This is a genomic window from Halomonas sp. NCCP-2165, from assembly GCF_023708045.1.
GTDB classification, from domain to species: domain Bacteria; phylum Pseudomonadota; class Gammaproteobacteria; order Pseudomonadales; family Halomonadaceae; genus Bisbaumannia; species Bisbaumannia pacifica.
Genome location: NZ_BRCY01000018.1, coordinates 38,545 through 60,010, shown reverse-complemented (window position 1 = coordinate 60,010; position 21,466 = coordinate 38,545). Strand labels below are relative to the sequence as shown.

At 67.7% G+C, this 21,466-nt stretch carries 18 protein-coding genes; 8 read left to right on the top strand and 10 right to left on the bottom strand.

All coding sequences use genetic code 11. The features are described from left to right. The first annotated feature begins 3 nt into the window (after window positions 1–3). The 3 genes from NFU04_RS10820 to NFU04_RS10810 are packed head-to-tail and all read left to right on the top strand — an operon-like array spanning window position 4 to window position 2,980. The gene (locus NFU04_RS10820) at window positions 4–771 is read left to right on the top strand and encodes an amino acid ABC transporter ATP-binding protein (RefSeq protein WP_285835143.1); all 768 of its coding nucleotides are present in this window, start codon (window positions 4–6) and stop codon (window positions 769–771) included. Then, complete coding sequence (locus tag NFU04_RS10815; RefSeq protein WP_251309444.1) at window positions 771–1,847, top strand: Gfo/Idh/MocA family protein; 1,077 nt, start codon at window positions 771–773, stop codon at window positions 1,845–1,847. Before NFU04_RS10820 ends, NFU04_RS10815 begins: the two co-directional genes overlap by 1 nt. A gap of 14 nt (window positions 1,848–1,861) precedes the next feature. Next, window positions 1,862–2,980: an NAD(P)/FAD-dependent oxidoreductase gene (locus tag NFU04_RS10810; RefSeq protein ID WP_251309443.1), complete on the top strand. Its 1,119-nt coding sequence runs from the start codon at window positions 1,862–1,864 to the stop codon at window positions 2,978–2,980. A gap of 81 nt (window positions 2,981–3,061) precedes the next feature. Here the strand turns inward: NFU04_RS10810 and NFU04_RS10805 are convergent, their stop codons facing one another. Together NFU04_RS10805 and NFU04_RS10800 are read right to left on the bottom strand one after the other, a co-directional pair. Next, window positions 3,062–3,607 (bottom strand): gamma carbonic anhydrase family protein, encoded by a 546-nt coding sequence (locus tag NFU04_RS10805; RefSeq protein WP_251309442.1) that lies wholly within the window; start codon window positions 3,605–3,607, stop codon window positions 3,062–3,064. A 33-nt stretch (window positions 3,608–3,640) separates the two neighbouring features. Further along, window positions 3,641–4,981 (bottom strand): sodium-dependent transporter, encoded by a 1,341-nt coding sequence (locus tag NFU04_RS10800; RefSeq protein WP_251309459.1) that lies wholly within the window; start codon window positions 4,979–4,981, stop codon window positions 3,641–3,643. Between the two features lie 168 nt (window positions 4,982–5,149). Here NFU04_RS10800 and prlC point away from each other — a divergent pair, with 168 nt between their 5' ends. The 4 genes from prlC (at window position 5,150) to NFU04_RS10780 (ending at window position 11,144) form a co-directional block, all read left to right on the top strand. After that, window positions 5,150–7,201, top strand: a complete 2,052-nt coding sequence (prlC, locus tag NFU04_RS10795) for an oligopeptidase A (protein WP_251309441.1) — start codon at window positions 5,150–5,152, stop codon at window positions 7,199–7,201. A 255-nt stretch (window positions 7,202–7,456) separates the two neighbouring features. Next, window positions 7,457–7,702, top strand: coding sequence for a YheV family putative zinc ribbon protein (locus tag NFU04_RS10790; protein ID WP_251309440.1), 246 nt, complete (start codon window positions 7,457–7,459; stop codon window positions 7,700–7,702). A 225-nt stretch (window positions 7,703–7,927) separates the two neighbouring features. Beyond that, window positions 7,928–8,908 carry a TAXI family TRAP transporter solute-binding subunit gene (locus NFU04_RS10785; protein WP_251309439.1) on the top strand — a complete coding sequence of 327 codons (981 nt, stop codon included), beginning with the start codon at window positions 7,928–7,930 and terminating at the stop codon, window positions 8,906–8,908. Window positions 8,909–8,981: 73 nt separating this feature from the next. After that, window positions 8,982–11,144 carry a TRAP transporter permease gene (locus tag NFU04_RS10780; RefSeq protein ID WP_251309438.1) on the top strand — a complete coding sequence of 721 codons (2,163 nt, stop codon included), beginning with the start codon at window positions 8,982–8,984 and terminating at the stop codon, window positions 11,142–11,144. Between the two features lie 73 nt (window positions 11,145–11,217). On the opposite strand, the gene sodC is transcribed toward NFU04_RS10780, so the two are convergent. Continuing rightward, window positions 11,218–11,745 carry a superoxide dismutase [Cu-Zn] SodC gene (sodC, locus tag NFU04_RS10775; RefSeq protein WP_251309437.1) on the bottom strand — a complete coding sequence of 176 codons (528 nt, stop codon included), beginning with the start codon at window positions 11,743–11,745 and terminating at the stop codon, window positions 11,218–11,220. Window positions 11,746–11,949: 204 nt separating this feature from the next. Then, window positions 11,950–12,792, bottom strand: a complete 843-nt coding sequence (metF, locus tag NFU04_RS10770) for a methylenetetrahydrofolate reductase [NAD(P)H] (protein ID WP_251309436.1) — start codon at window positions 12,790–12,792, stop codon at window positions 11,950–11,952. A gap of 265 nt (window positions 12,793–13,057) precedes the next feature. On the opposite strand from metF, the gene NFU04_RS10765 reads away from it, so the two are divergent. Further along, window positions 13,058–13,990: an AEC family transporter gene (locus tag NFU04_RS10765; protein ID WP_251309435.1), complete on the top strand. Its 933-nt coding sequence runs from the start codon at window positions 13,058–13,060 to the stop codon at window positions 13,988–13,990. 118 nt (window positions 13,991–14,108) lie between these two features. Here NFU04_RS10765 and NFU04_RS10760 read toward each other — a convergent pair whose 3' ends face one another. From NFU04_RS10760 to NFU04_RS10735, 6 genes are all read right to left on the bottom strand, one after another. Next, window positions 14,109–15,332: a GGDEF domain-containing protein gene (locus NFU04_RS10760; protein WP_251309434.1), complete on the bottom strand. Its 1,224-nt coding sequence runs from the start codon at window positions 15,330–15,332 to the stop codon at window positions 14,109–14,111. An 84-nt stretch (window positions 15,333–15,416) separates the two neighbouring features. After that, entirely contained in the window at window positions 15,417–16,826 is a 1,410-nt protein-coding gene (ahcY, locus tag NFU04_RS10755) for an adenosylhomocysteinase (protein ID WP_251309433.1), read from the bottom strand. A 219-nt stretch (window positions 16,827–17,045) separates the two neighbouring features. Next, window positions 17,046–18,266, bottom strand: coding sequence for a methionine adenosyltransferase (gene metK / locus NFU04_RS10750; RefSeq protein WP_251309432.1), 1,221 nt, complete (start codon window positions 18,264–18,266; stop codon window positions 17,046–17,048). 172 nt (window positions 18,267–18,438) lie between these two features. Then, on the bottom strand, window positions 18,439–19,185 hold the full coding sequence (locus tag NFU04_RS10745; RefSeq protein ID WP_251309431.1) for an ABC transporter ATP-binding protein: 747 nt from the start codon (window positions 19,183–19,185) through the stop codon (window positions 18,439–18,441). 14 nt (window positions 19,186–19,199) lie between these two features. Next, window positions 19,200–20,267, bottom strand: coding sequence for a FecCD family ABC transporter permease (locus NFU04_RS10740; protein WP_251309430.1), 1,068 nt, complete (start codon window positions 20,265–20,267; stop codon window positions 19,200–19,202). Next, entirely contained in the window at window positions 20,264–21,418 is a 1,155-nt protein-coding gene (locus NFU04_RS10735) for an ABC transporter substrate-binding protein (RefSeq protein ID WP_251309429.1), read from the bottom strand. The genes NFU04_RS10740 and NFU04_RS10735 overlap by 4 nt, the downstream gene beginning before the upstream one ends. Window positions 21,419–21,466 lie beyond the last annotated feature (48 nt).

Here is a 21,466-nt window from a genome sequence, read left to right as displayed (position 1 = left end):
GCCATGACATCCCTGCAAACGATTCCCGCCGTCGAGGGTGCCTTCACCGGCGCCAACCTCGAAGTGAAAGACCTGTGCATGGCCTACGGCGACGTCCAGGTCGTGCGCAACATCAACCTCTCCATCGCCCCCGGCACCACCACCTGCATCATCGGGCCATCGGGGTCCGGCAAGTCCACCGTGCTGCGGGGGATCAACCGCCTGCACGAGCCAGCCGCCGGCGATGTCCTGCTGGACGGCGACAGCGTGCTGGCGGTCAAGCCTGACCTGCTGCGCCTGCGCATCGGCATGGTGTTCCAGCACTTCAACCTCTTTCCTGACCACACCGCCCTGGAAAACGTCGCCCTGGCCCCCTGGAAGGTAAAGCGTCTGTCGAAGCGAGATGCCCAAGCCATCGCTCGGGCACGCCTGACCGAAGTGGGGCTTGCCGAGCGAGCGGACCATCGCCCTCGCGATCTCTCCGGCGGCCAGCAGCAGCGCGTCGCCATCGCCCGGGCCCTGGCCATGAATCCCGCGGTGATGCTGTTCGACGAGGCCACCTCGGCGCTGGACCCGGAACTGGTCAACGGCGTGCTGACCCTGATGGCGGACCTCTGCCGACGCGGCATGACCATGGTCGTCGTTACCCATGAAATGGGCTTCGCCCGCAAGGTCGCCGACCAGGTGGTGTTCATGGATGAGGGCGAAGTGGTCGAGGCGGGACCACCAGATCAACTGTTCGACTCCCCGCAGTCCCCCCGCCTGCAACGTTTCCTCTCGGAGGTGCTCTGATGTCCCGTCACGACCTGCCGCTGCGTACCGCCATCGTCGGCTTCGGCGTGGCCGGTAGTATCTTCCATGCCCCCTTGATCGATGCCGATCCCGACTATCGCCTCGAGGCGATCGTCACGGGCAACGCCGAACGCGCCGCCAAGGCCCGGTCGCGCTATCCCCATGCCCGGATTGTCGCCGATTTCGATGCCTTGCTGGCCGCCCTCGATACGGGTGAACTCGCCCTCGACCTGGTCATCCTGGCCACACCGCCCGCGGGGCACCGTCACCAGGCCGAGCCCCTCATCGCCCGCGGGCTGGCACTGGTCGTCGACAAGCCCTTCGCCGCCAGCCAGGAGGATGCCCAAGCCATCACCGAGGCGGCCCGGGAAGCCGGGACACCGCTCAGCATCTTCCACAACAGGCGCTGGGACGGCGACTTCCTCACCCTGTCGCGGCTGATCGCCGACGGCGCCCTCGGGCGAGTGCGCAGCTTCGAGTCCCGCTTCACCTGGTGGATGCCGGAAGGTTTCGGCAACTGGCGCGACACCACGCCGGTCGATCAGGCCGGAGGCCTGTTGTTCGATCTCGGCAGTCACTTGATCGACCAGGCCCTGCAACTCTTCGGCCCGGTGGATACCGTGCACGCCGAACTCGACCATCACAGCGACTCTCCGGGGGCCGACGAGGACGCCTTCGTCACCCTGCTTCACCGCAGCGGGGTGCGCTCACGGCTGTGGATGAACGGCCTCGCCGCCCAGGCCGGCCCCCGCTTTCACGTACTCGGCAGCCGGGCCGCCTTCGTCAAGCATGGCCTCGATGGGCAGGAAGCGGCGCTCGCCCGAGGCGCGTCGCCCCGGGACGACGACTACGGTTTCGATGACATCCAGCCGGTCCTGGGTGCCGGTGACGACCTGCACCGGATCGAGGCCGAACGCGGCGACTATCCGGCCTACTACCGCCAGCTCGCCAGGGCCCTGACCGGTGACACACCGCTGCCCGTGACCGCGGCAGAGGCCCTCGAAGTCCTCGCCATCATCGAAACAGTGCATCGGTGCTTTGCCGTACGCGCCACCTCCTCCATGACACCCACCTGAAAAGGACAATAACCATGGCTTCTCAGCAAACCAGCGTCGCCATCATCGGCGGTGGCGTCATTGGCGTCTCTATCGCCGTCCACCTGCTCCGCCAGGGCGCCCCGGTCAGCCTCTTCACCGAGGGTGAACTGGTCTCCGGCGCCTCCGGTCGCTCCCTGTCGTGGCTGAATTCCGCCGGCGAGCGCTCCAGGGAGTACCATGCCCTGCGCATGGCCGGTATCGATCGCTACCGGACCCTCCACGCGCAGGACCCGGGACGCGACTGGCTGCGCTTCGACGGCGGCCTGTTCTGGGCCAACGACGACGATACCGGCACCCGGGCTCGCCACGCTTACGAAAAGGCCCACGCCTACCACTCCCACCTCATCGGGGCCGAGGGCGTGGCTCGCCTCACGCCCAACGTCAACATCGAGGCCGTGGCCGACGCCGCCACCTTCAACCCCGGCGAGGGCTGGGTGAGTCTGCCCCACCTGATCGAACACCTGATGCAGGAGTTCCGCGAGCTCGGCGGCGAGCTCATCGCCCACTGCGGCAAGGCCAGCGTGACGCGGGACGAGTCGGGCCACGCCAACGGCGTCGACACCGAGCGCGCCGGTCACCACCCAGTGGACCGAGTGGTGGTGGCCTGTGGTGCCCAGACCCCCGAGGTGGTGGCTCCCCTGGGGGTCTCCATCCCCAACGCCTCACCCCTGTCCATGCTGGTAGTGACCACGCCCCTGGAGCACGGGGTGGAGTGCGTGATGAACACCCCGCGCGCGGCCATCCGTCCCAACCCGGCCAGCAGCCTGGCGGTCGACCACGACTGGTACGAAGAGCATATCGAAGGGGATGAGAACTCGGGCTATCGGATTCCCGAGGCCGTGATCGAAGAGCTGCTCGACGAAGCGTCTCGCCTGGTGAAGGGCTCTCCTCGACTGGAGGCCGAAAGCCACAAGATCGGCTACAAGCCCATTCCCGGCGACGGCGAACCCGTCCTCGGAGAACTCGAAGCCGTGCCGGGGTGCTTCGTCGCCTTCACGCACTCGGGCGCCACCCTGGCCCTGGTGGTGGGCGAACTGCTGGCCGATGAAATCCTCTCCGGCGCCAAGAACCCCATGCTCGAGACCTTCCGCCCGGAACGCTTCGGTACCTGACCGGCTATGAAGCCGTTGGAAAAGCAAAAGGGCTTTCCCGATGGGAGAGCCCTTTTTTGTCCCTGCCGAGCCGATCGGTGCTCAATCGGACTGAGCGGCCAGGTAGTCGTCCTTCAGCTTGACGTAATTGCCGGCGCTATAGGCGAAGAAGCGTCGCTCCGCGTCCTTGAGCGGGCGCAACGCCTTGGCCGGGTTGCCGGCATAGACATGGCCGCTCTCCAGGCGCTTGCCCGGGGTCACCACGGCGCCGGCGGCGATGATCACCTCGTCCTCCACCACGGCGCCATCCATGACGATGGCGCCCATGCCCACCAGGATGCGGTCGCCCAGGGTGCAGCCGTGGAGCACGGCGCGATGGCCGATGGTCACCTCGTCGCCGATGGTCAGCGGATAGCCGCCGGGGTTGTAGTCGCTGGCGTGGGTGATATGCAGCACGCTGCCGTCCTGGACGCTGGTCCGCGCGCCGATACGGATGCGGTGCATATCGCCGCGGATCACCGCCGTGGGCCATACCGAGCTATCGTCGCCCAGCACCACATCGCCCACCACCACGCTGGCGGGGTCCACATAGACCCGCTCGCCGAGGCGGGGGGTCAGGCCGCGATGACTACGCAGTGCCTCTTGCATCGTGTCGCTCCCGGGGCGTAATCGCCCGCTTTATCAGATCAGGGTGGAGAACAGCACCACCAGGGTCAGCGGAATGGAGACATAGCGTACCACCGTCCGCCATACCCGGTAGCCGGTGGGGCCCGCATCCAGCGCCCGCAGGGCGATATCCCGGGGCATGACCCAGGCGGCGAAGATGGCGATCAACAGCCCCCCCACCGGCAGGAAGAACTCGGTGGGCACGGTGGTCACCAGTTCGAAGAAGTTCATCCCGGCGATCCAGTGCACCTCCGCCAGGCTGGAGAAGGAGAACACCGACAGCAGCCCCACCAGCCATACCGTCACCCCCACCAGGGCGGCGGCCTGACCGCGCTTGAGGCCTACCCCCTGCAGCCCCGCCACCATGGGCTCGGCCAGGTTGATGGAGGAGGTCCAGGTGGCCATCAGCAGCAGCAGGAAGAAGAGCCCCAGCCACAGCTGGCCCCAGGGCAGCTCGGCGAAGGCGATGGGCAGGGTGACGAACATCAGCCCCGGGCCCTCGCCGGGATCGATGCCCTGGGAGAAGACCACCGAGAAGATGGCGATGCCCGCCAGCAGGGCCACGGTGACGTCCAGCGCGGCCACCGCCACCGCGGCCCGGGGCAGGCTCTGGTGATCGGGCATATAGGCGCCGTAGGCCATCAGTGCGCAGGCCCCCACCGCCAGGGTGAAGAAGGCGTGCCCCATGGCATGCATCACCACCACCGGCGTCACCGCCGAGAGGTCGGGCCGGAACAGCCAGGCCAGGGCGGTGCCGAAGCCGTCGGTGGTGGCGGCATAGCCCACCAGCACCAGCAGCAGCAGGTAGAGCAGCGGCATCATCAGGTTGTTGAGCTTCTCCAGGCCGTTGGCGACCCCGGCGGCCACCACCGACATGGTCAGCAGCAGGAAGAGGGTGTGGTTGAAGGTCATGCGCAGCGGGTCGGCCAGGAAGGCATCGAAGCCGGCCCCGATCTCCGCCGGCGTACTGCCCACGAAGTCGCCGTTGATCGCCTCCACCAGGTACTCGATGGACCAGCCGGAGACCACCGAGTAGAAGGAGAGAATCAGGAACACCGTCACCCCGCCGAACCAGCCCAGCCAGCGCCAGTGCGGCGAGGCCCCGGCCTGGTTGGCCAGTTGCAGCAGCGACTGCATGGGGCTGCGGCGTCCGGCGCGACCGACCATGATCTCGGCCATCATCACCGGCAGGCCCAGCAGGGCCACGAAGGCGACATAGAGCAGCAGGAAGGCCGCCCCGCCGTTCTCCCCGGTGATGTAGGGGAAGCGCCAGATATTGCCCAACCCCACCGCGGCGCCGGTCACGGCGAGAATAAAGGCGCGCTGGGAGCCCCAGCGCTCCAGGGTCTCGTGCATCATTCGAGCTGTCCTTGTGTCACGGGCCGACCTGGGTCGACGATAGGGGCGCAAGCCTAGCAGGCCAGCCCGGGCCGGCCAATCCGCCTAGCGTCGATAGCCCGGCGATTGAAACCCCGCCGTCGCATCCCCATCTAAGGCGTATTACCCGCTAGCGACGAGGCCCGCATGTCACATAACCCCCTGCTCGAGACCCATGAGCTGCCGCCCTTCGGCCAGATCCTGCCCGACCATGTCGTGCCGGCCATCGAGGAGCTGCTGAGCGAGAATCGCGAGGCCATCGAGCGGCTGGTGGCACGGGCCGAGCAGGAGCCGCCCACCTGGGAGAGCCTGGCCGCGCCCCTGGAGAGCCTCAACGATCGCCTTTCCCAGGCCTGGTCGCCGGTCTCGCACCTCAACTCCACCATGAACTCCGAGGCCCTGCGCGAGGCCTATCAGGCCTGCCTGGCCAGGCTCTCCGACTACAGCACCTGGCTGGGCCAGCACGAGGGACTGTTCCGGGCCTACCAGGCCCTCAAGGACTCCCCCGCCTTTACGCGCCTCGACCAGGCCCAGCAGCGCAGCATCGATAACAGCCTGCGCGACTTCCGCCTCGCCGGGGTCGACCTGCCGCCGGCGCAGAAGCAGCGCTATGGCGAGATCCAGAGCCGCCTCTCGGAGCTTTCCAACCGCTTCTCCAACCAGGTGCTGGACGCCACCCAGGCCTGGCACAAGTCGCTGCCCGACGCCGACGCCCTGAGCGGCCTGCCCGACAGCGCCCTGGAGACCCTGCGCGCCAATGCCGAGGCCAAGGGCGAGGCGGGCTACCGCATCACCCTGGACTTCCCCAGCTTCTACCCGGTGATCAGCTACGCCGACGACCGGGCGCTGCGCCAGGAGGTCTATACCGCCTACGTGACCCGGGCCTCGGACCAGGGCCCCCAGGCCGGCCAGTTCGACAACGCCCCGGTGATCGAGGAGACCCTGGCCCTGCGTCAGGAGCTCGCCGAGCTGCTGGGCTTCGCCACCTACGCCGACTACTCCCTGGCCACCAAGATGGCCGAGTCGCCCCGCCAGGTGCTCGACTTCCTCGATGACCTGGCCCGCCGCGCGGTGCCCCAGGCCCGGGAGGAGTTCGACGAGCTTTCCGCCTATGCCCAGGACGAGCTGGGCCTCGAACGCCTGGAACCCTGGGATATCGGCTACGCCAGCGAGAAGCTGCGCGAGGCCCGCTACGCCATCTCCCAGGAGCAGCTGCGTCCCTACTTCCCGGCGCCGCGGGTCATCGACGGCCTCTTCCAGGTGGTGGAACGCCTCTACGGCCTGAGCTTCGCCGAGGACCCGGAGGCGCCCCGCTATCACCCCGATGTGCGCTTCTACCGCATCCTCGAGCAGGGCCAGCCCATCGCCGGTTTCTACCTGGACCTCTATGCCCGGGAGGGCAAGCGTGGCGGTGCCTGGATGGACGAGTGCCGGGTGCGGCGCCTCTGCGAGGATGGCGGCCTGCAGCTGCCGGTGGCCTACCTGACCTGTAACTTCACCCGCCCGGTGGGCGACAAGCCGGCCCTGCTGACCCACGACGAGGTCACCACCCTCTTCCACGAGTTCGGCCACGGCCTGCACCATATGCTCACCAAGCAGACGGTGGCGGATGTCTCCGGCATCAATGGGGTGGCCTGGGACGCGGTGGAACTGCCCAGCCAGTTCATGGAGAACTTCTGCTGGGAGCGCGAGGGCCTCGACCTGATCGCCGGCCATGTGGAGAGCGGCGAGCCGCTGCCCGAGGCACTCTTCCAGCGCCTCCAGGCGGCCCGAAACTTCCAGTCCGCCATGGGCATGGTGCGCCAGCTGGAGTTCTCGCTGTTCGACTTCCGCCTCCATCACGAGCTGTCCGCACCGAGCGCGACCCGGGTGCAGGCGCTGCTGGACGAGGTGCGCGAGGCCGTTTCGGTGGTGCCGCGGGCCGCCTTCAACCGCTTCCAGAACGGCTTCAGCCATATCTTCGCCGGCGGCTATGCGGCGGGCTACTACAGCTACAAGTGGGCCGAGGTGCTCTCCGCCGACGCCTACAGCGCCTTCGAGGAGGCCGGCACCTTCGACGCCGCCACCGGCGCGCGTTTCCGCCGCGAGATCCTCGAGCAGGGCGGCGCCCGGGATGCCGCAGAGCTGTTCCGCGCCTTTCGCGGCCGCGAGCCCAGCATCGAACCGCTGCTGCGTCATAGCGGCATTCGTGCCGCTTGAATTGATGGTTCATCGCACTGTGGCGTGAATACCACCGTGGGAGCGCGGATTCCGCGCGATTATCGCCCGAAGGGCGATCCTGGCTGCCACCAGGGGCGACTTCGTCGCCCAATCGCCGAGGCGTCGGACCGTCGGCATAGCCAAACTCCCACGATGGCAAGCTGGAATCATCCATGTCGTGACTTCACGCTAATCCGCGCTGCCTGAATTCTTCGCCGCCGGCTCTCGCCCGGCGGCTATCGAGAGGCCTCAATCATGACTGTCCAGAAACGTTTTATCGCCGGCGCCATCTGTCCCCGCTGTGCGGAGATGGATCGCATCCGTGCCTGGGAGCAGCACGGGGTGCGCTACCGGGAGTGCGTCAGCTGCGATTTCTTCGAGCAGCTGCCCATCGAGGAGGAGACGCCCCAGGAGCTGGAGACCCGGGTCAACCGGATCCGCGAGAGCCAGGCCCGCGATACCCTCCAGACGGTGAAGATCCTCGACCCCAAGAAGTCCTGATACGGCGCCCCTCGCCTCGCCGCCTCCGAGCTGTGCGGATTTCCGCACGACCAGCCCCGGCGAGGGTGCGGGGCTCCGCACAGATGGCCCGCCGAAGGCTTCGACCAAGGTCGCAAGAGGAATCCCTAACCCATTGACAAAGAAGGACTAAAAACCGAGTGGCGCGTATTTGGCTATAGTCAGGAGGCAACCCGCAACAATCATAACTGCCTCAGGAGAGACGCCATGCGCCTTACTGCACGCCCGCTACTCACCCTCGCCCTCGGCGGCACCCTGCTGGCCGCCGCCGGCGCCCAGGCCGACCGCAGCGAGTGGCCGGAGAGCTTCACCATGGGCACCGCCAGCCAGGGGGGGACCTACTTCGTCTACGGCTCCGGCTGGGCCAACATGATCGCCGACGAGCTGGGCCTCTCCGGCGGCGGCGAAGTCACCGGCGGACCGGTGCAGAACCTGGCGCTGGTGCATACCGGCGATATCGCCTTCGGCATGACCACCATGGGCCCCGCCGCCGATGCCATGGCCGGCCAGAGCCCGCTGGCCCCGGGCATGGTGCTGGACAACGTCTGCGCCATGTTCCCCATGTACGAGACGCCCTTCTCGATCACCGCCCTGTCCAGCAGCGGCATCACCAGCATCAGCGAGATTCCCGACGGCGCGCGCATCGGTTTCGGCCCCGCCGGCTCCACCTCCGACACCTACTTCCCGGCGATTCTCGAGACCCTGGGCGTCGACTTCGAGCGGCGCAACGGCGGTTGGACCGACCTGGGTGGCCAGCTTCAGGATGGCCTGCTGGACGTGATCGCCTTCGCCGCCGGCATCCCGATTCCCGCGGTCAGCCAGCTGGAAGTGCAGAGCGAGGTGAACATCATCGAGTTCAACGAGGAAGAGCTGGCCACCACCCTGGAGAACTTCCCGGTGGCCGAGTTCTCGATTCCCGCCAGCACCTACACCACCCTGGAGGAGGATGCCCGGGCGGTCTCCATGTGGAACTTCGCCATCGCCGGCTGCGACCTGCCGGAGGACCTGGTCTACGAGGCGACCCGCCTGACCATGGAGAACAACGAGCGCATGCAGAGCATCCACCGCAGCGCCGTCACCACCATCCCCGAGAACGTGGTTCATAACCAGGTGCTGCCGTTCCATCCGGGCGCCGCTCGCTGGTTCACCGAGAACGGCTACGAGATCGACCCGGCGCTGATCCGCTAAGCGCCATCGCGAGCCGCCCGCGGGCGGCTCGTCCCCTCGTTCTCTTACCGTTCGTCCCTCAGGGGGAAGCTTCATGACCCAATCAACCGACCATCAGGCGCCCGACACCATCGCCCAGGGCGTCGACGAGGAGGCAGTGGAATCCAACCGCCGCCTCTATACCGGCTGGCAGTGGATCCTCTTCGCCACCCTGGCCATCGCCTATGCCGGCTTTCACCTGGTGACCCTGAATATGCTGCCGATGGAGACCTGGTCCTATCGCATCGTGCATATCTGTGGCGCCCTGATTCTCGGCTTCGGTCTCTACACCGGGGCCCGCTTCGCCGAGGCCGAGGCCCCCTCGAGCCGCCCCTGGCTCACCGGCCTCGGCTATCTGCTGTTGCTGCCGGCCGCCTATGCCCTGCTGCAGGTGTGGCTGATGCAGCGTGAACTGGCCGGCGGCGCCATGCGCATCGACGCCGCCGTGGAGGCCTGGCACTTCGGCTACCCGTTGATGCTGGCCACCTTCGCCACCATCGTGCTCTCCTGGTTCCAGCGCCAGCATCGCGAGCGCCTGGCCTCCGCCGACCTGGCGCTGATGGTCTGTGCCGTGGCCAGCGCCGCCTACCTGCTGCTGATCTATAACACCCCGATGCGCATGTCCACCGGCACCGCCTTCGCGCCGCCGGGCATCGCCTACGCCGCCATCGCCGGCTCGGCGCTGATCCTCGAGCTGACTCGCCGGGTCGCCGGCCTGGCCCTGGTGATCATCTCCGCGCTGTTCCTGGCCTATGTCTTCGCCGGCCCCTACCTGCCCGGCTTCCTCGGCTATCCCGGGCTCTCGGTGCAGCGCTTCTTCAGCCAGGTCTACACCGACGCCGGCATCCTCGGGCCGACCACCGCCGTGTCGTCCACCTATATCATCCTGTTCATCATCTTCGCCGCCTTCCTGCAGGCCTCCAAGGTCGGCGACTACTTCGTCAACTTCGCCTTCGCCGCCGCCGGCCGCGCCCGGGGCGGCCCCGCCAAGGTCTCGATCTTCGCCTCCGGGCTGATGGGCATGATCAACGGCACCTCGGCGGGTAACGTGGTCTCCACCGGCTCGCTGACCATTCCGCTGATGAAGAAGGTCGGCTACCCCGGCAAGAGCGCCGGGGCCATCGAGGCCGCCGCCTCCACCGGCGGGCAGATCATGCCGCCGATCATGGGCGCCGGCGCCTTTATCATGGCCGAGATCACCGGCATCCCCTACACCGAGATCGCCGTGGCGGCGCTGATTCCGGCGATCCTCTACTTCGCCTCCGTCTACTTCATGGTCGACTTCGAGGCGGCGAGGAAGGGCATGCAGGGCATGCGCAAGGAGGAGATCCCGCAGTTCCGCCGTCTGGTCAAGCAGGTCTACCTGTTCGCGCCCATCGTGATCCTGATCGCGGCGCTGTTCATGGGCTACTCGGTGATCCGTGCCGGCACCCTGGCCACCGCCTCCGCCGCCGTGGTCAGCTGGCTGTCGCCCTACAAGATGGGGCCCCGGGCGATCCTCAAGGCGCTGCAGCTGGCCGGCACCATGTCGATCCAGATCATCGCCGTCTGCGCCTGCGCCGGCCTGATCGTCGGGGTGATCTCGCTGACCGGCGTGGGCGCGCGATTCTCCTCGCTGCTGCTCGGCCTGGCCGGGGTCAGCCAGCTGCTGGCGCTGTTCTTCGCCATGTGTATCTCCATTTTGCTGGGCATGGGCATGCCCACCACCGCCGCCTATGCGGTGGCCGCCTCGGTGGTCGCACCGGGCCTGATCAATATCGGCATCCAGCCGCTGGTGGCACACTTCTTCGTGTTCTACTTCGCGGTGGTCTCGGCGATCACCCCGCCGGTGGCCCTGGCCTCCTATGCCGCGGCGGGCATCTCCGGCGCCAACGCCATGGGCACCTCGGTGACCTCCTTCAAGGTGGGCCTGGCGGCCTTTATCGTGCCCTTTATGTTCTTCTACAGCCCGGCGCTGCTGATGGAGGGCTCCTGGCTGCAGATCCTGCGGGTCGGCGTCACCGCCACCCTGGGCATCGTGCTGCTGGCCGCCGCCGTCCAGGCCTGGTTCTTCGGCCCGGTGAAGGCCTGGCAACGCCTGCTGATGCTGGTCGGCGCCCTGTGCATGATCTATGGCGGTATCTACACCGATATCGCCGGCCTGGTCATCGGCGCCCTGCTGTTCCTGATGCAGCGCGGCAGCCATGGCGGCGGCACCAAGGCCGCCACCCCCGGCTGATATCGACGATACCCCCGCCCGAAACCACGACGGCCCCGCCATTGGCGGGGCCGTCGTGGTCTGTATCGACGATCTAGAAGGGCACCACGCCGCAGGCCATGCGGGCACCGCCGCCGCCCAGGGGCGACGGCTCGTCGCTGTAGTTGTCACCGCCGGCGTGCAGCATCAGGCTACGCCCGGCGAGGTCCTCCACGGACAGGCGCGGCGCCAACAGCGGCACCCCAGCCCGTCCCTCGGCATCGACGGCCAGCGCCGGCAGGTCACCCAGGTGCCCACCCCCGTAAGGGCCGGCATGCTCGCCACTCTCGTCAGGGTCGTAGTGCCCTCCCGCGGACAGGCCCGGCACGACATTGCCCTCGGCATTCTCGGCGGGTTCGCAGCTCGGGTTCTGGTGCACATGGAAACCGTAGACCCCGGGCTCGAGCCCCTCGAGGCTCGGCGTCAGCAGCAGGCCATGGTCGCTATCGGTCAGCTCGACCTCGCCGATGGCGTCGCCGACGCCCTCCGGGGAGATCCGCTGCAGGGTCACGCTGGCGGCGACGGCGGGAAGCGCGGCCAGGCAGCCGCAAACGGACAGGGAAGCGAGCAGGGAAGAACGCATGACGAGCCCTCCTGATTGGCTGGAACGAACCCTTTCCAGGCTAGTCGCTGCCTGCTCGAGACGCCATGAAAAGGCAGACGGAGCATCAGAAGGGCGCGGCCTTAGCCGCAGAGATTATCCAGGACCCTCAGGGTCGGCTCGGCCTGGTTGAGGCAGGTGTAGAGAGGGAAGTGCAGCCGGGCTGCACTTGCTCAGCACATCGCCTTAGCCGCAGAGATTATCCAGGACCTTCAGGGTCGGCTCGGCCTGATTTAACGTATAGAAGTGCAGCCCCGGGGCGCCGCCTTCCAGCAGCCGCCGGCTCAACTCGGAGATCACCTCTTCGCCGAAGGCGGCGATGGAGGCGCTGTCGTCGCCATAGGCCTCCAGCTGCTTGCGGATCCAGCGCGGGATCTCGGCGCCGCAGGCGTCGGAGAAGCGCGCCAGCTTGGTGTAGTTGGTGATCGGCATGATGCCCGGCACGATCGGTGCCTCGACGCCCAGGGCCTGGGCTCGCTCGGCGAAATGGAAATAGGCATCGGCATTGAAGAAGTACTGGGTAATCGCCAGATTGGCGCCGGCCTTCATCTTGCGGGCGAAGTTCTCCAGGTCGCGCTCGAAGTCGGGTGCCTGGGGGTGGCATTCCGGGTAGGCGGCCACGGCGATCTCGAAGTGATCGCCGGTCTCCTCGCGGATAAACTCCACCAGCTCGTTGGCGTAGCGCAGTTCGCCGACGCCACCCATGCCGGAGGGCAGGTCGCCGCGCAGGGCCACCAGGCTATCGATCCCCTCTTCCCGGTACTGGGCCAGCAGGTCGCGCAACTGGGCCTTCTCGCTGCCTACGCAGGAGAGGTGCGGCGCCGTGGAGATGCCGCTCTGGCGTACCTGACGCACCGTGTCCAGGGTACGGTGCTGGGTGGAGCCGCCGGCGCCGTAGGTCACCGAGAAGAAGCGCGGTTGACGGCCAGCCAGGGCATCGCGCACATGCATCAGCTTCTCGCGCCCCGCCTCGGTGTTCGGGGGAAAGAACTCGAAACTGATACCCAGCGGATGCTCTTGTGCGCTCATTGACTCAACCCTCGTTTCATTATGCCTGGTCACCTGAGCCGGTGACTCTCATGACTGGTCGGTGGACCGTCGCGTGTCCGGACGCCGAGAACGGCATTGTGCCGACTCGGCACACCTGAGACCAATGAAAGTTTCCCCGCCTCTGCTTCGAAATGGCTCATGTTAGTGGTTATAGTTTTATGCCCTGGTTTATCGAGCCAGGGAGGGCCACTGACAACCCGGGCCCGAGCCGGCATGATGGCCACGATACCCAAGGAGAGGCCCCGTGGAACTCGCAACGACCCTGATGACGCCGCTATGGACGCTGCTGGCCTTCGTCGGCCTGGGCTGGCTGGCGGCCCGCCGCCTGGCCATCGACCCGCGCCCCATCGCTACCCTGCTGATCTACCTGATCGCCCCCCTGACCTTCTTCCGCGGCCTGGTGCTGGGGGGGCCGACCCCGGCCTACCTGCTGCTGACCCTGGCCGCCTTCCTGGTGGCCAGCCTGCTCTGCCTGCTGGTCAGCCGCCTGGTGCGCCATGGCTTCGCCGATCAGGAGGCGGCCCTGCTGGCCTTCTCCGCCGGTACCGGCAATACCGGCTACTTCGGCCTGCCCATCGCCATGGTGCTGCTGCCGCCGCAAGGCGTGACCCTCTACCTCTTCTGCGTGCTGGGGATCACCCTCTATGAGTTCACCCTGGGCTTCTATATCAGCGCCCGGGGGCGTTTCTCGGTGCGCGAGAGCCTGCTCAAGATCTTTCGCCTGCCGCTGATCTACGCCTTCGCCGCCGCCCTGCTGGTCAGCGGCCTGGGGCTCGGCGTGCCGGCCCCGGTGATGCAGGGCCTGGAGGCCTTCCCGGCCACCTATACCCTGCTGGGGATGATGATCATCGGCATGACCCTGGGACGGGTCTCGCTGCGCGAGGTGGATGGCCGCTTTATCGGCGCCTGCGTGGCGGTGCGCTTCGCGCTCTGGCCACTGCTGGCCCTGGCCCTGGTGCTGGGCCTGCAGGCGCTGCTGCCCCTGCCACCGGAGATGGCCCTGGCGCTGTTGCTGCTGGGGGTGGTGCCCATGGCCGCCAATGTGGTGGTGGTGGCCATGGAGCTGGGTATCGCCCCCGCCAAGGGGGCCCTGGCGGTGCTGATCACCACCCTGGCCGCCCCCCTGGTGATTCCCCTCTATCTGCACGGGATGATGGGGCTGACCGGCCTGGGCTAGGCCCGAAAACTGGCGGCGCCGAGTCGAAGCCCGGCGCCACCAGCAGGACATACCTGCAGCGACGAGGAGCGGCTCCCGGCCCGTCGACGGGGAGTCGAGGCGGGTACCGGCCGCCGAGTCAGAAGCCATCCAGGGAGGGCCAGTCCTCCCCTTCCCGATACCCGGAATCGCCCCCCTTGATCTCGCCTGCGCCTCCCGCCGTCTCGCGGCGAGCCGTCCTTACCCGGCGCTTGTTATGGTACATCTCGCTGTCGACCCGCTGGATCAGGGTGTCCATGTCCACCCGGGCATCGTTCCAGGGCTCGTAGGTGAGCAGGCCGACGCTGGCGGTGATGGGTCGCTCGGGGTCGGCGGCCAGCCGCTGCCCGTCCAGGGCCTGCCGGAGCGCCTCGGCCCGCTGCCGACAAGCGGCTCGACCGCTACCCGGCAGCACCACCAGGAATTCGTCGCCGCCCATGCGGCAGGCCATTTCCCCCTTGCCGACGATGCCCCGCAGAACCGCGGCCACGGCACAGATCAGCTCGTCGCCGGCGGCGTGCCCCAGGGTATCGTTGACCGGCTTGAGGTGATCCACATCGATCAGCAGCAAGGACAGCGACCAGCGCATTTCCTGCTGGCAATTGGCCAGGGAACCCTTGAGGAAGGCCATGCCCCGGCGCCGATTGGGCAACCCGGTCATGGTGTCGCAGTTGGCCAGTTGCAGCAGTTCCTGATGCTGCTGGGTCAATCGATCATAGGCGACGCCGAGTTCCGCGTTACGCTTGGCCAACTCCATGCGCAGGGCCGCGGCGCGGGTGAAGTTGAAGTGGCGTACCTGGGAGAGCAGCGGGGCGATCAGGGCCCCGATCAGCAGGAAGACGCCGCCGTACTGGCCCAGGATAAAGAAGCTGAAGGGGCTCCATAGCAGGAAGCAGAGCAGGTACGCTGCGATTACGAAGACATCGAGCAGCAGCATCTTGCGCCAGTGCCAGACGGTGGCCACCGGCACCAGCAGGAAGAGCGCCAGGGCGGTGCTGATGTTCCAGAAGAAGAAGATATCGGTATCGTCGATCCGAGACGCGCCCCAGGCCATGAAGAGCCCCGCCCCCAGGCCACTGATCAGCAATGCCCTCTCGCTGCGCTCCGGGTGACTGCGCTGCCAGAGCAGACAGGCGACGATCAGGCCGATGCTGCCCAGGCGGCCGGCCCACAGCTGCGGCCAGAGAGACGGGATCAACCAGTAGTCGAAGGGCAGGTAACAGAGCAGGCCGATCACCGCGCAGAGCAGGAAGGCGGCGTTAACGCGCGCCTGCTGTAGACGCTCTTCCAACGCCGCATCGAGATTCAGGTCTGCCAGCATCATGGCTGCCTCCAGCGAGCGTCCTGCTCGCCTATGGAACGCCAGCGGCGGGCCAGGGAAGGCCCCACCGCCAGCGCCTGCCGTACCTCAGTAACGATAGGCATCCGGTTTGTAGGGCCCACCCACCGGCACCCCAAGATAGTCCCCCTGGGCCTCGGTAAGCCGCGTCACCACGCCGCCGAAGCCCTCCACCATATAGCGCGCCACCTCCTCATCCAGCGCCTTGGGCAGCACCGAAACGCCCAGCGCCGTCGCCTGGTCCACGGCCGGCAGCTCGGCGTAGCGCTCCTCGTAGAGGTGGATCTGGGCCAGTACCTGGTTGGCGAAGGAGCCGTCCATGATCCGCGACGGATGGCCGGTGGCATTTCCCAGGTTCACCAGGCGCCCCTCGGCCAGCAGGATCAGGTAGTCGTCGCTGTCCGGAGCATAGTCGCCCGGGTCGCTATCCCGATAGACCTTGTGGACCTGGGGCTTGACCTCCTCCCAGTGCCACTGGCGACGCATGTAGGCGGTATCGATCTCGCTGTCGAAGTGGCCGATATTGCACACCACCGCGCCCTTCTTCAACGAGCGCAGCATGGGCGCATCGCAGGCGCCGATATTGCCGGTGGCGGTGACCACCAGATCGATCCTCTGGAGCAGCCCCCGATCGATGCTGTCCATGCCGCGGTTGATGCCGTCGAGATAGGGGGAGACCACCTCGAAGCCATCCATGCAGGCCTGCATGGCACAGATGGGGTCCACCTCGCTGACCTTGACGATCATCCCCTCCTGACGCAGCGAGGCCGCCGACCCCTTGCCCACGTCGCCATAGCCCACCACCAGCGCCTGCTTGCCGGCCAGCAGGTGGTCGGTGGCGCGCTTGATGGCATCACTCAGGGAGTGGCGGCAGCCGTACTTGTTGTCGTTCTTCGACTTGGTGACGGCATCGTTGACGTTGATGGCCGGCACCCTGAGGCTGCCGTCGCGGAGCATCTCCTGGAGGCGATGCACGCCGGTGGTGGTCTCCTCGGAGATGCCGTGGATGGCGTCCAACCGCTCGGGAAATCGCTCATGGAGCAGCTGGGTCAGGTCGCCACCGTCGTCCAGCACCAGGTTGGGGGCCCAGCCATCGGGACCGCCGACGGTCTGCTCGATGCACCACCAGAACTCTTCCTCGGTCTCGCCCTTCCAGGCGAAGACCGGGATGCCGGCCGCGGCGATGGCGGCGGCGGCATGATCCTGGGTGGAGAAGATATTGCAGGAGGACCAGCGCACGCTGGCTCCCAGGGCCACCAGGGTCTCGATCAGCACCGCGGTCTGGATGGTCATATGGATGCAGCCGGCAATACGCGCGCCGGCGAGGGGCTGCTGGTCCTGATACTTGCGACGGATCGCCATCAGCGCCGGCATCTCGGTCTCGGCAATGCGAATCTCGCGGCGGCCCCAGTCGGCCAGGGAGAGATCGGCGACCTTGAAATCACCAAGGTCGGCGGCGGACAAGGCGGCTCGGGTCATGCGGGCACCTCGATTGCGACGATGGGTTATAAACGCATTGACTCCCACTATAGGCAGTACGTTCTGCCACCACCATTCGCGGCCCTAAACGCCGGATACCTCCACCGCCATGCGATTCCCCCAGGCGGTCCGCTTTCTTGCCGTCGCCACACGGATGCCTAAACGCCCGCGCCCGGCACGAGGCCGGGCGCGGGGAGCAACGCTGGGACGGAGAGACGCTTAGAGGCCGGCGGCGTCGCGCAGGGCCTGGGCCTTGTCGGTCTTCTCCCAGGGGAAGGCGGTGAAGGTCTCGGTCTGAGTCTCGCCGCCGTTATCGGTCCAGGTATAGGAGGTCTCGAAGGGCTCGCGGCCGAAGTGACCATAGGCCGCGGTGAGGCGATACATGGGATGCTCCAGATCGAGCATGCGGGTGATGGCATAGGGGCGCAGGTCGAAGTGCTCGCGCACCAGCTCGATGATGCGCGCGTCATCCACCTTGCCGGTACCGAAGGTGTTGACCGAGACCGAGGTCGGCTCGGCCACGCCGATGGCGTAGGAGACCTGGATCTCGCACTTGTCGGCGAGCCCCGCGGCGACGATGTTCTTGGCCACATAGCGACCGGCATAGGCGGCGCTGCGGTCCACCTTGGAGGGGTCCTTGCCGGAGAAGGCACCGCCGCCGTGGCGCGCCATGCCACCATAGGTATCGACGATGATCTTGCGCCCGGTCAGGCCGCAGTCGCCCACCGGGCCGCCGATCACGAACTTGCCCGTCGGGTTGATATGGTAGCGAGTGGTCTCGGTAAGCCACTCGGCGGGGATCACCTGCTCGATGATCTCGCGCTTGACCATCTTGCGCAGCTCTTGCTGATCGATGCTGGGATCATGCTGGGTCGAGAGCACCACCGCCTCCACGGCGCAGGGCTTGCCGTCGGCGTCGTAGCGGAAGGTGACCTGGCTCTTGGCGTCCGGGCGCAGCCAGGGCAGCAGGCCGTGCTTGCGCAGCTCCGCCTGACGCTCCACCAGACGGTGAGCGTAGTGGATCGGCGCCGGCATATAGGAGTCGGTCTCGTTGGTGGCGTAGCCGAACATCAGCCCCTGGTCGCCGGCCCCCTGATCCTCCGGCTTGCTGCGATCGACGCCCTGGGCGATATCCACGCTCTGCTTGCCGATCAGGTTGAGCACGCCGCAGGTCTCGCCGTCGAAGCCCACGTCGGAGGAGGTGTAGCCGATATCGGTGATCACCTCCCGGACCAGGGCCTCCAGGTCGACCCAGGCGCTGGTGCTGATCTCGCCGGCGACGATCGCCACACCGGTCTTGACCAGGGTCTCGCAGGCCACCCGGGCGTTCTTGTCCCGGGCGATAATGGCGTCCAGCACCGCATCGGAGATCTGGTCGGCGATCTTGTCCGGATGCCCCTCGGACACGGACTCGGAGGTAAACAGGGAGTATTCGCTCATGGCGGTCCTCGACCCTCTGGAAATGGGATGACGGCATCTGGGCTCGAAGCCAGGGTAAAAGCCGGTACGACGCGAATAAGGAGACACCCTCGCCCTAGCGCCACGGCCGGAGGCGAATTCTACACCCTCACCGCCGGGGATCCTACCGGAGCCCGCCGATCCGGCGCCGCCCTCACAGGCCCAGCGCCTGGATGCGCGGCCGCGCATCGGGTCCGGCCTCCACGGCGAGGCGCACGTCGAACAGGGGCTCGAGCCGCCCGGGGGTCAGGCACGCCTCCACCGTCCCCGAGGCCAGGCAACGTCCCTCCTTCAGCAGCCAGCAATGATCGGCGAAGCGTGCCGCCAGGTTGAGGTCATGAAGCGCCAGCAGCACGGTGCGCCCCGCATCGGCTTCACCACGCAGCCACTCCAGCACCCTCAGTTGCTGGTGGAGATCCAGGGCACTGGTGGGCTCGTCCAGCATCAACACCCGGGGGCGGCGTACCAGGGCCTGGGCGATGGCGACCCGTTGATATTGCCCCCCGGAGAGGCTGGCGAGGCGCCGCTCCGCCAGGGCCTCGAGCCCCATGGCGCTCAGCGTCGCCGCGACCCGCGCCAGGTCCTCGCCACGCACGCGCCCGGGATGCAGGGTCTTCAGCGACAGCAGCACCGCCTCGTGCACGCTCAGCGCCGCCTGGCTGCCGCCCAGTTGCGGCAGGTAATAGCAGGTCGCGCGGCGCTGGGCCGGGGGCAGGGTCATCAGGTCACGACCGTCCAGGCTCGCCGACACCCTGGCCGGCTCGATGCCTGCCAGGGCTCGGAGCAGGGTCGACTTGCCGGCCCCGTTGGGGCCCAGCAGGACGGTAATGGCTCCGGCGGGAGCCACCAGGGGGCCGTCGATGGCCAGCCGCCCCTCCAGGCTCACGCGCCGTACCAACAAATCCTCGGGTGATATCAAGATGACCTCCGGCGACGCAGAATCAGCAGGAAGAAGGCGGGCAGTCCGGCCAGGGCGGTAATGATGCCGATGGGCAGTACCAGTCCCGGTACCACCAGCTTGCTGGCCAGATCGGCAATGCACATCAGGCTGGCGCCACACAGCGCCGAGAGCGGCAGGAAGTGACGCTGCTGCTCGCCCACCAGCAGGCGTGCCATATGCGGCGCCACCAGGCCGACGAAGCCGATGGTGCCCACCGCCGCGACCACCACCGCCGTCAGCAGCGCCATGGCCGCCAGCACCCCTAGCCGCAGACGATCCACCCGCACGCCCATGGCCTGGGCCGAGACGCGCCCCAGGCGCAGGGCACTCAGTTGCCAGCCCAGGCATCGACATAACAGCAGGCAGGCCACCAGCACCCCGGCGATCAGGCCGAGCTTGAGGCCGGATGGCCGCGCCAGGCTACCCAGGGACCAGAACACCAGCTGCTGCAAGGCATCCGGCGAGGCCAGGTACTGCAGTAGCCCCAGCAGGGCATTGAAGGTGAACATGGTGGCGATCCCCAGCAGCACCAGGGTATCCAGGCCGACGCCCCTCAGCCGTCCGAGCAGATGGATCGCCCCCGCCGCCAGCAGGCTGAAGACGAAGGCATTACCCGCCGCCGCCAGGTGCCCCGCCAGGGGCAGCAAGCTGACCCCAGCCACCACCGCCAGGGCGGCACCGAAGCTGGCCGCCGAGGCCAGCCCCAGGGTAAAGGGGTCGGCCAGGGGGTTATCGAGCACCGTCTGCATCTGGGCACCGGCCACCGCCAGCCCAGCGCCGGCCAGTAATGCCAGCAGCGCCGTCGGCAGGCGGATCTGCCATAGGGTGATGCGCACCAGCGGACTGGCCTGCTGCGGCTGCCACAGGGCCCGCAAGACCTCCCCCGGAGGGTGATTGCCCGGCCCCAGCAGCAGGTCGGCGAGGAAAGACACGAGCAACAGCCCCAATCCGGCCAGCAGCCAGGCACGATGCCGGGCCTCCCGGCGATAAAATCCGGCGTTCAGGGTCAATCGCCCCGCGTCACCGCTGACCTCCAGGCTCATGGCCCCTCCTCTCTCAACGAGGCCCAGAAGGCCCCTTCCGCCGACCACGGCAGGAAATCATCATGCAAGCGGCGCCACAAGGCCTCCGGGGCCAGGTCGGCCATGGCCACGGGGTGCAACCACTTGGCCAGGCGCTGTACGGCCACGAACTGGAAGGGGGTGTTGTAGAACTGATGCCAGAGGGCATGCACGCGCCCCGCACGCGCCGCGGCCAGTTCGGGCCAGCCCTCACGCGACTCGATCAGCCGCGTCATCGCGGCCCGAGCCTCGGCGGCACGGGTATCGTAGCCCATCGGTACCGCCGTCTCGCGCAGCCCCTGCCAGGCACCGCCGGTCATGACGATGACGTCGGGATCCTCGGCCAGGATCCACTCGGGGTGCAATCGCCCGAACACACCCGGCAGGCGCTCCGCGGCGATATTGTCGCCGCCGGCCAGGCGCACCACCCGCCCCAGGTTGTCGTCTCCCACGCTGCGACAGCAGTCCGGATGCAGCCCCGCCGCGGTCTCGATCAATACTCGGGGGCGCCGCTCGGGGAGCCGGGCCGCCACCGCCGCGAGGCTCTGCCGGCGCAGCGTCAGCAGGGCCTCGGCCCGAGCCTCGGCGGCAAACAAGCGCCCCAGCAGGCGCACGCTGGGCGCCAGATGGCGATCCGGCTCGGTCAGGAAGTCGACGAACACCACCGGAATCCCCGCCGCCTCCAGCACCGCCAGGGCCGGGCCATCCGCGAGTGTCGGCCAGGCGGCCAGGTCGAAGACGATGGCGTCGGGCTCCAGGGCCAGGGCGCGCTCGAGGCTGAATTCACCGTTGGCCGCCTTGCCGAAGGTCGCTAGCCGCTCGGCGCGGGGGAAACGTTCCCGAAGGCGCGCCCAGACATCGCCATCGAAGCGCCTGAGCTCGTCCCGCCAGCCCACCAGGGGCGCGAAGGGATCCTCCGGGCGTAGCACCGCCAGGGTGTATAGCAGGCGCCCCTCCCCCAGGATCACCCGCTCGGCGCCATGGGGAATGGTGACCTCGCGACCGGCCAGGTCGGTTACCGTGACCGACTCGGCGGCGAAGGCCCCCGAGGCCCAGGCCAGTAGCCAGGCGCCGAGCAGCCGCCGGGCCAGGCGCATCAGCGGCCTGAGTCGTGCAGAAAGATGCAATGACATCATGTGTTCCCTATCGCGGGCCGGCCTGCCCGGAGCCTCCCGGGCAGG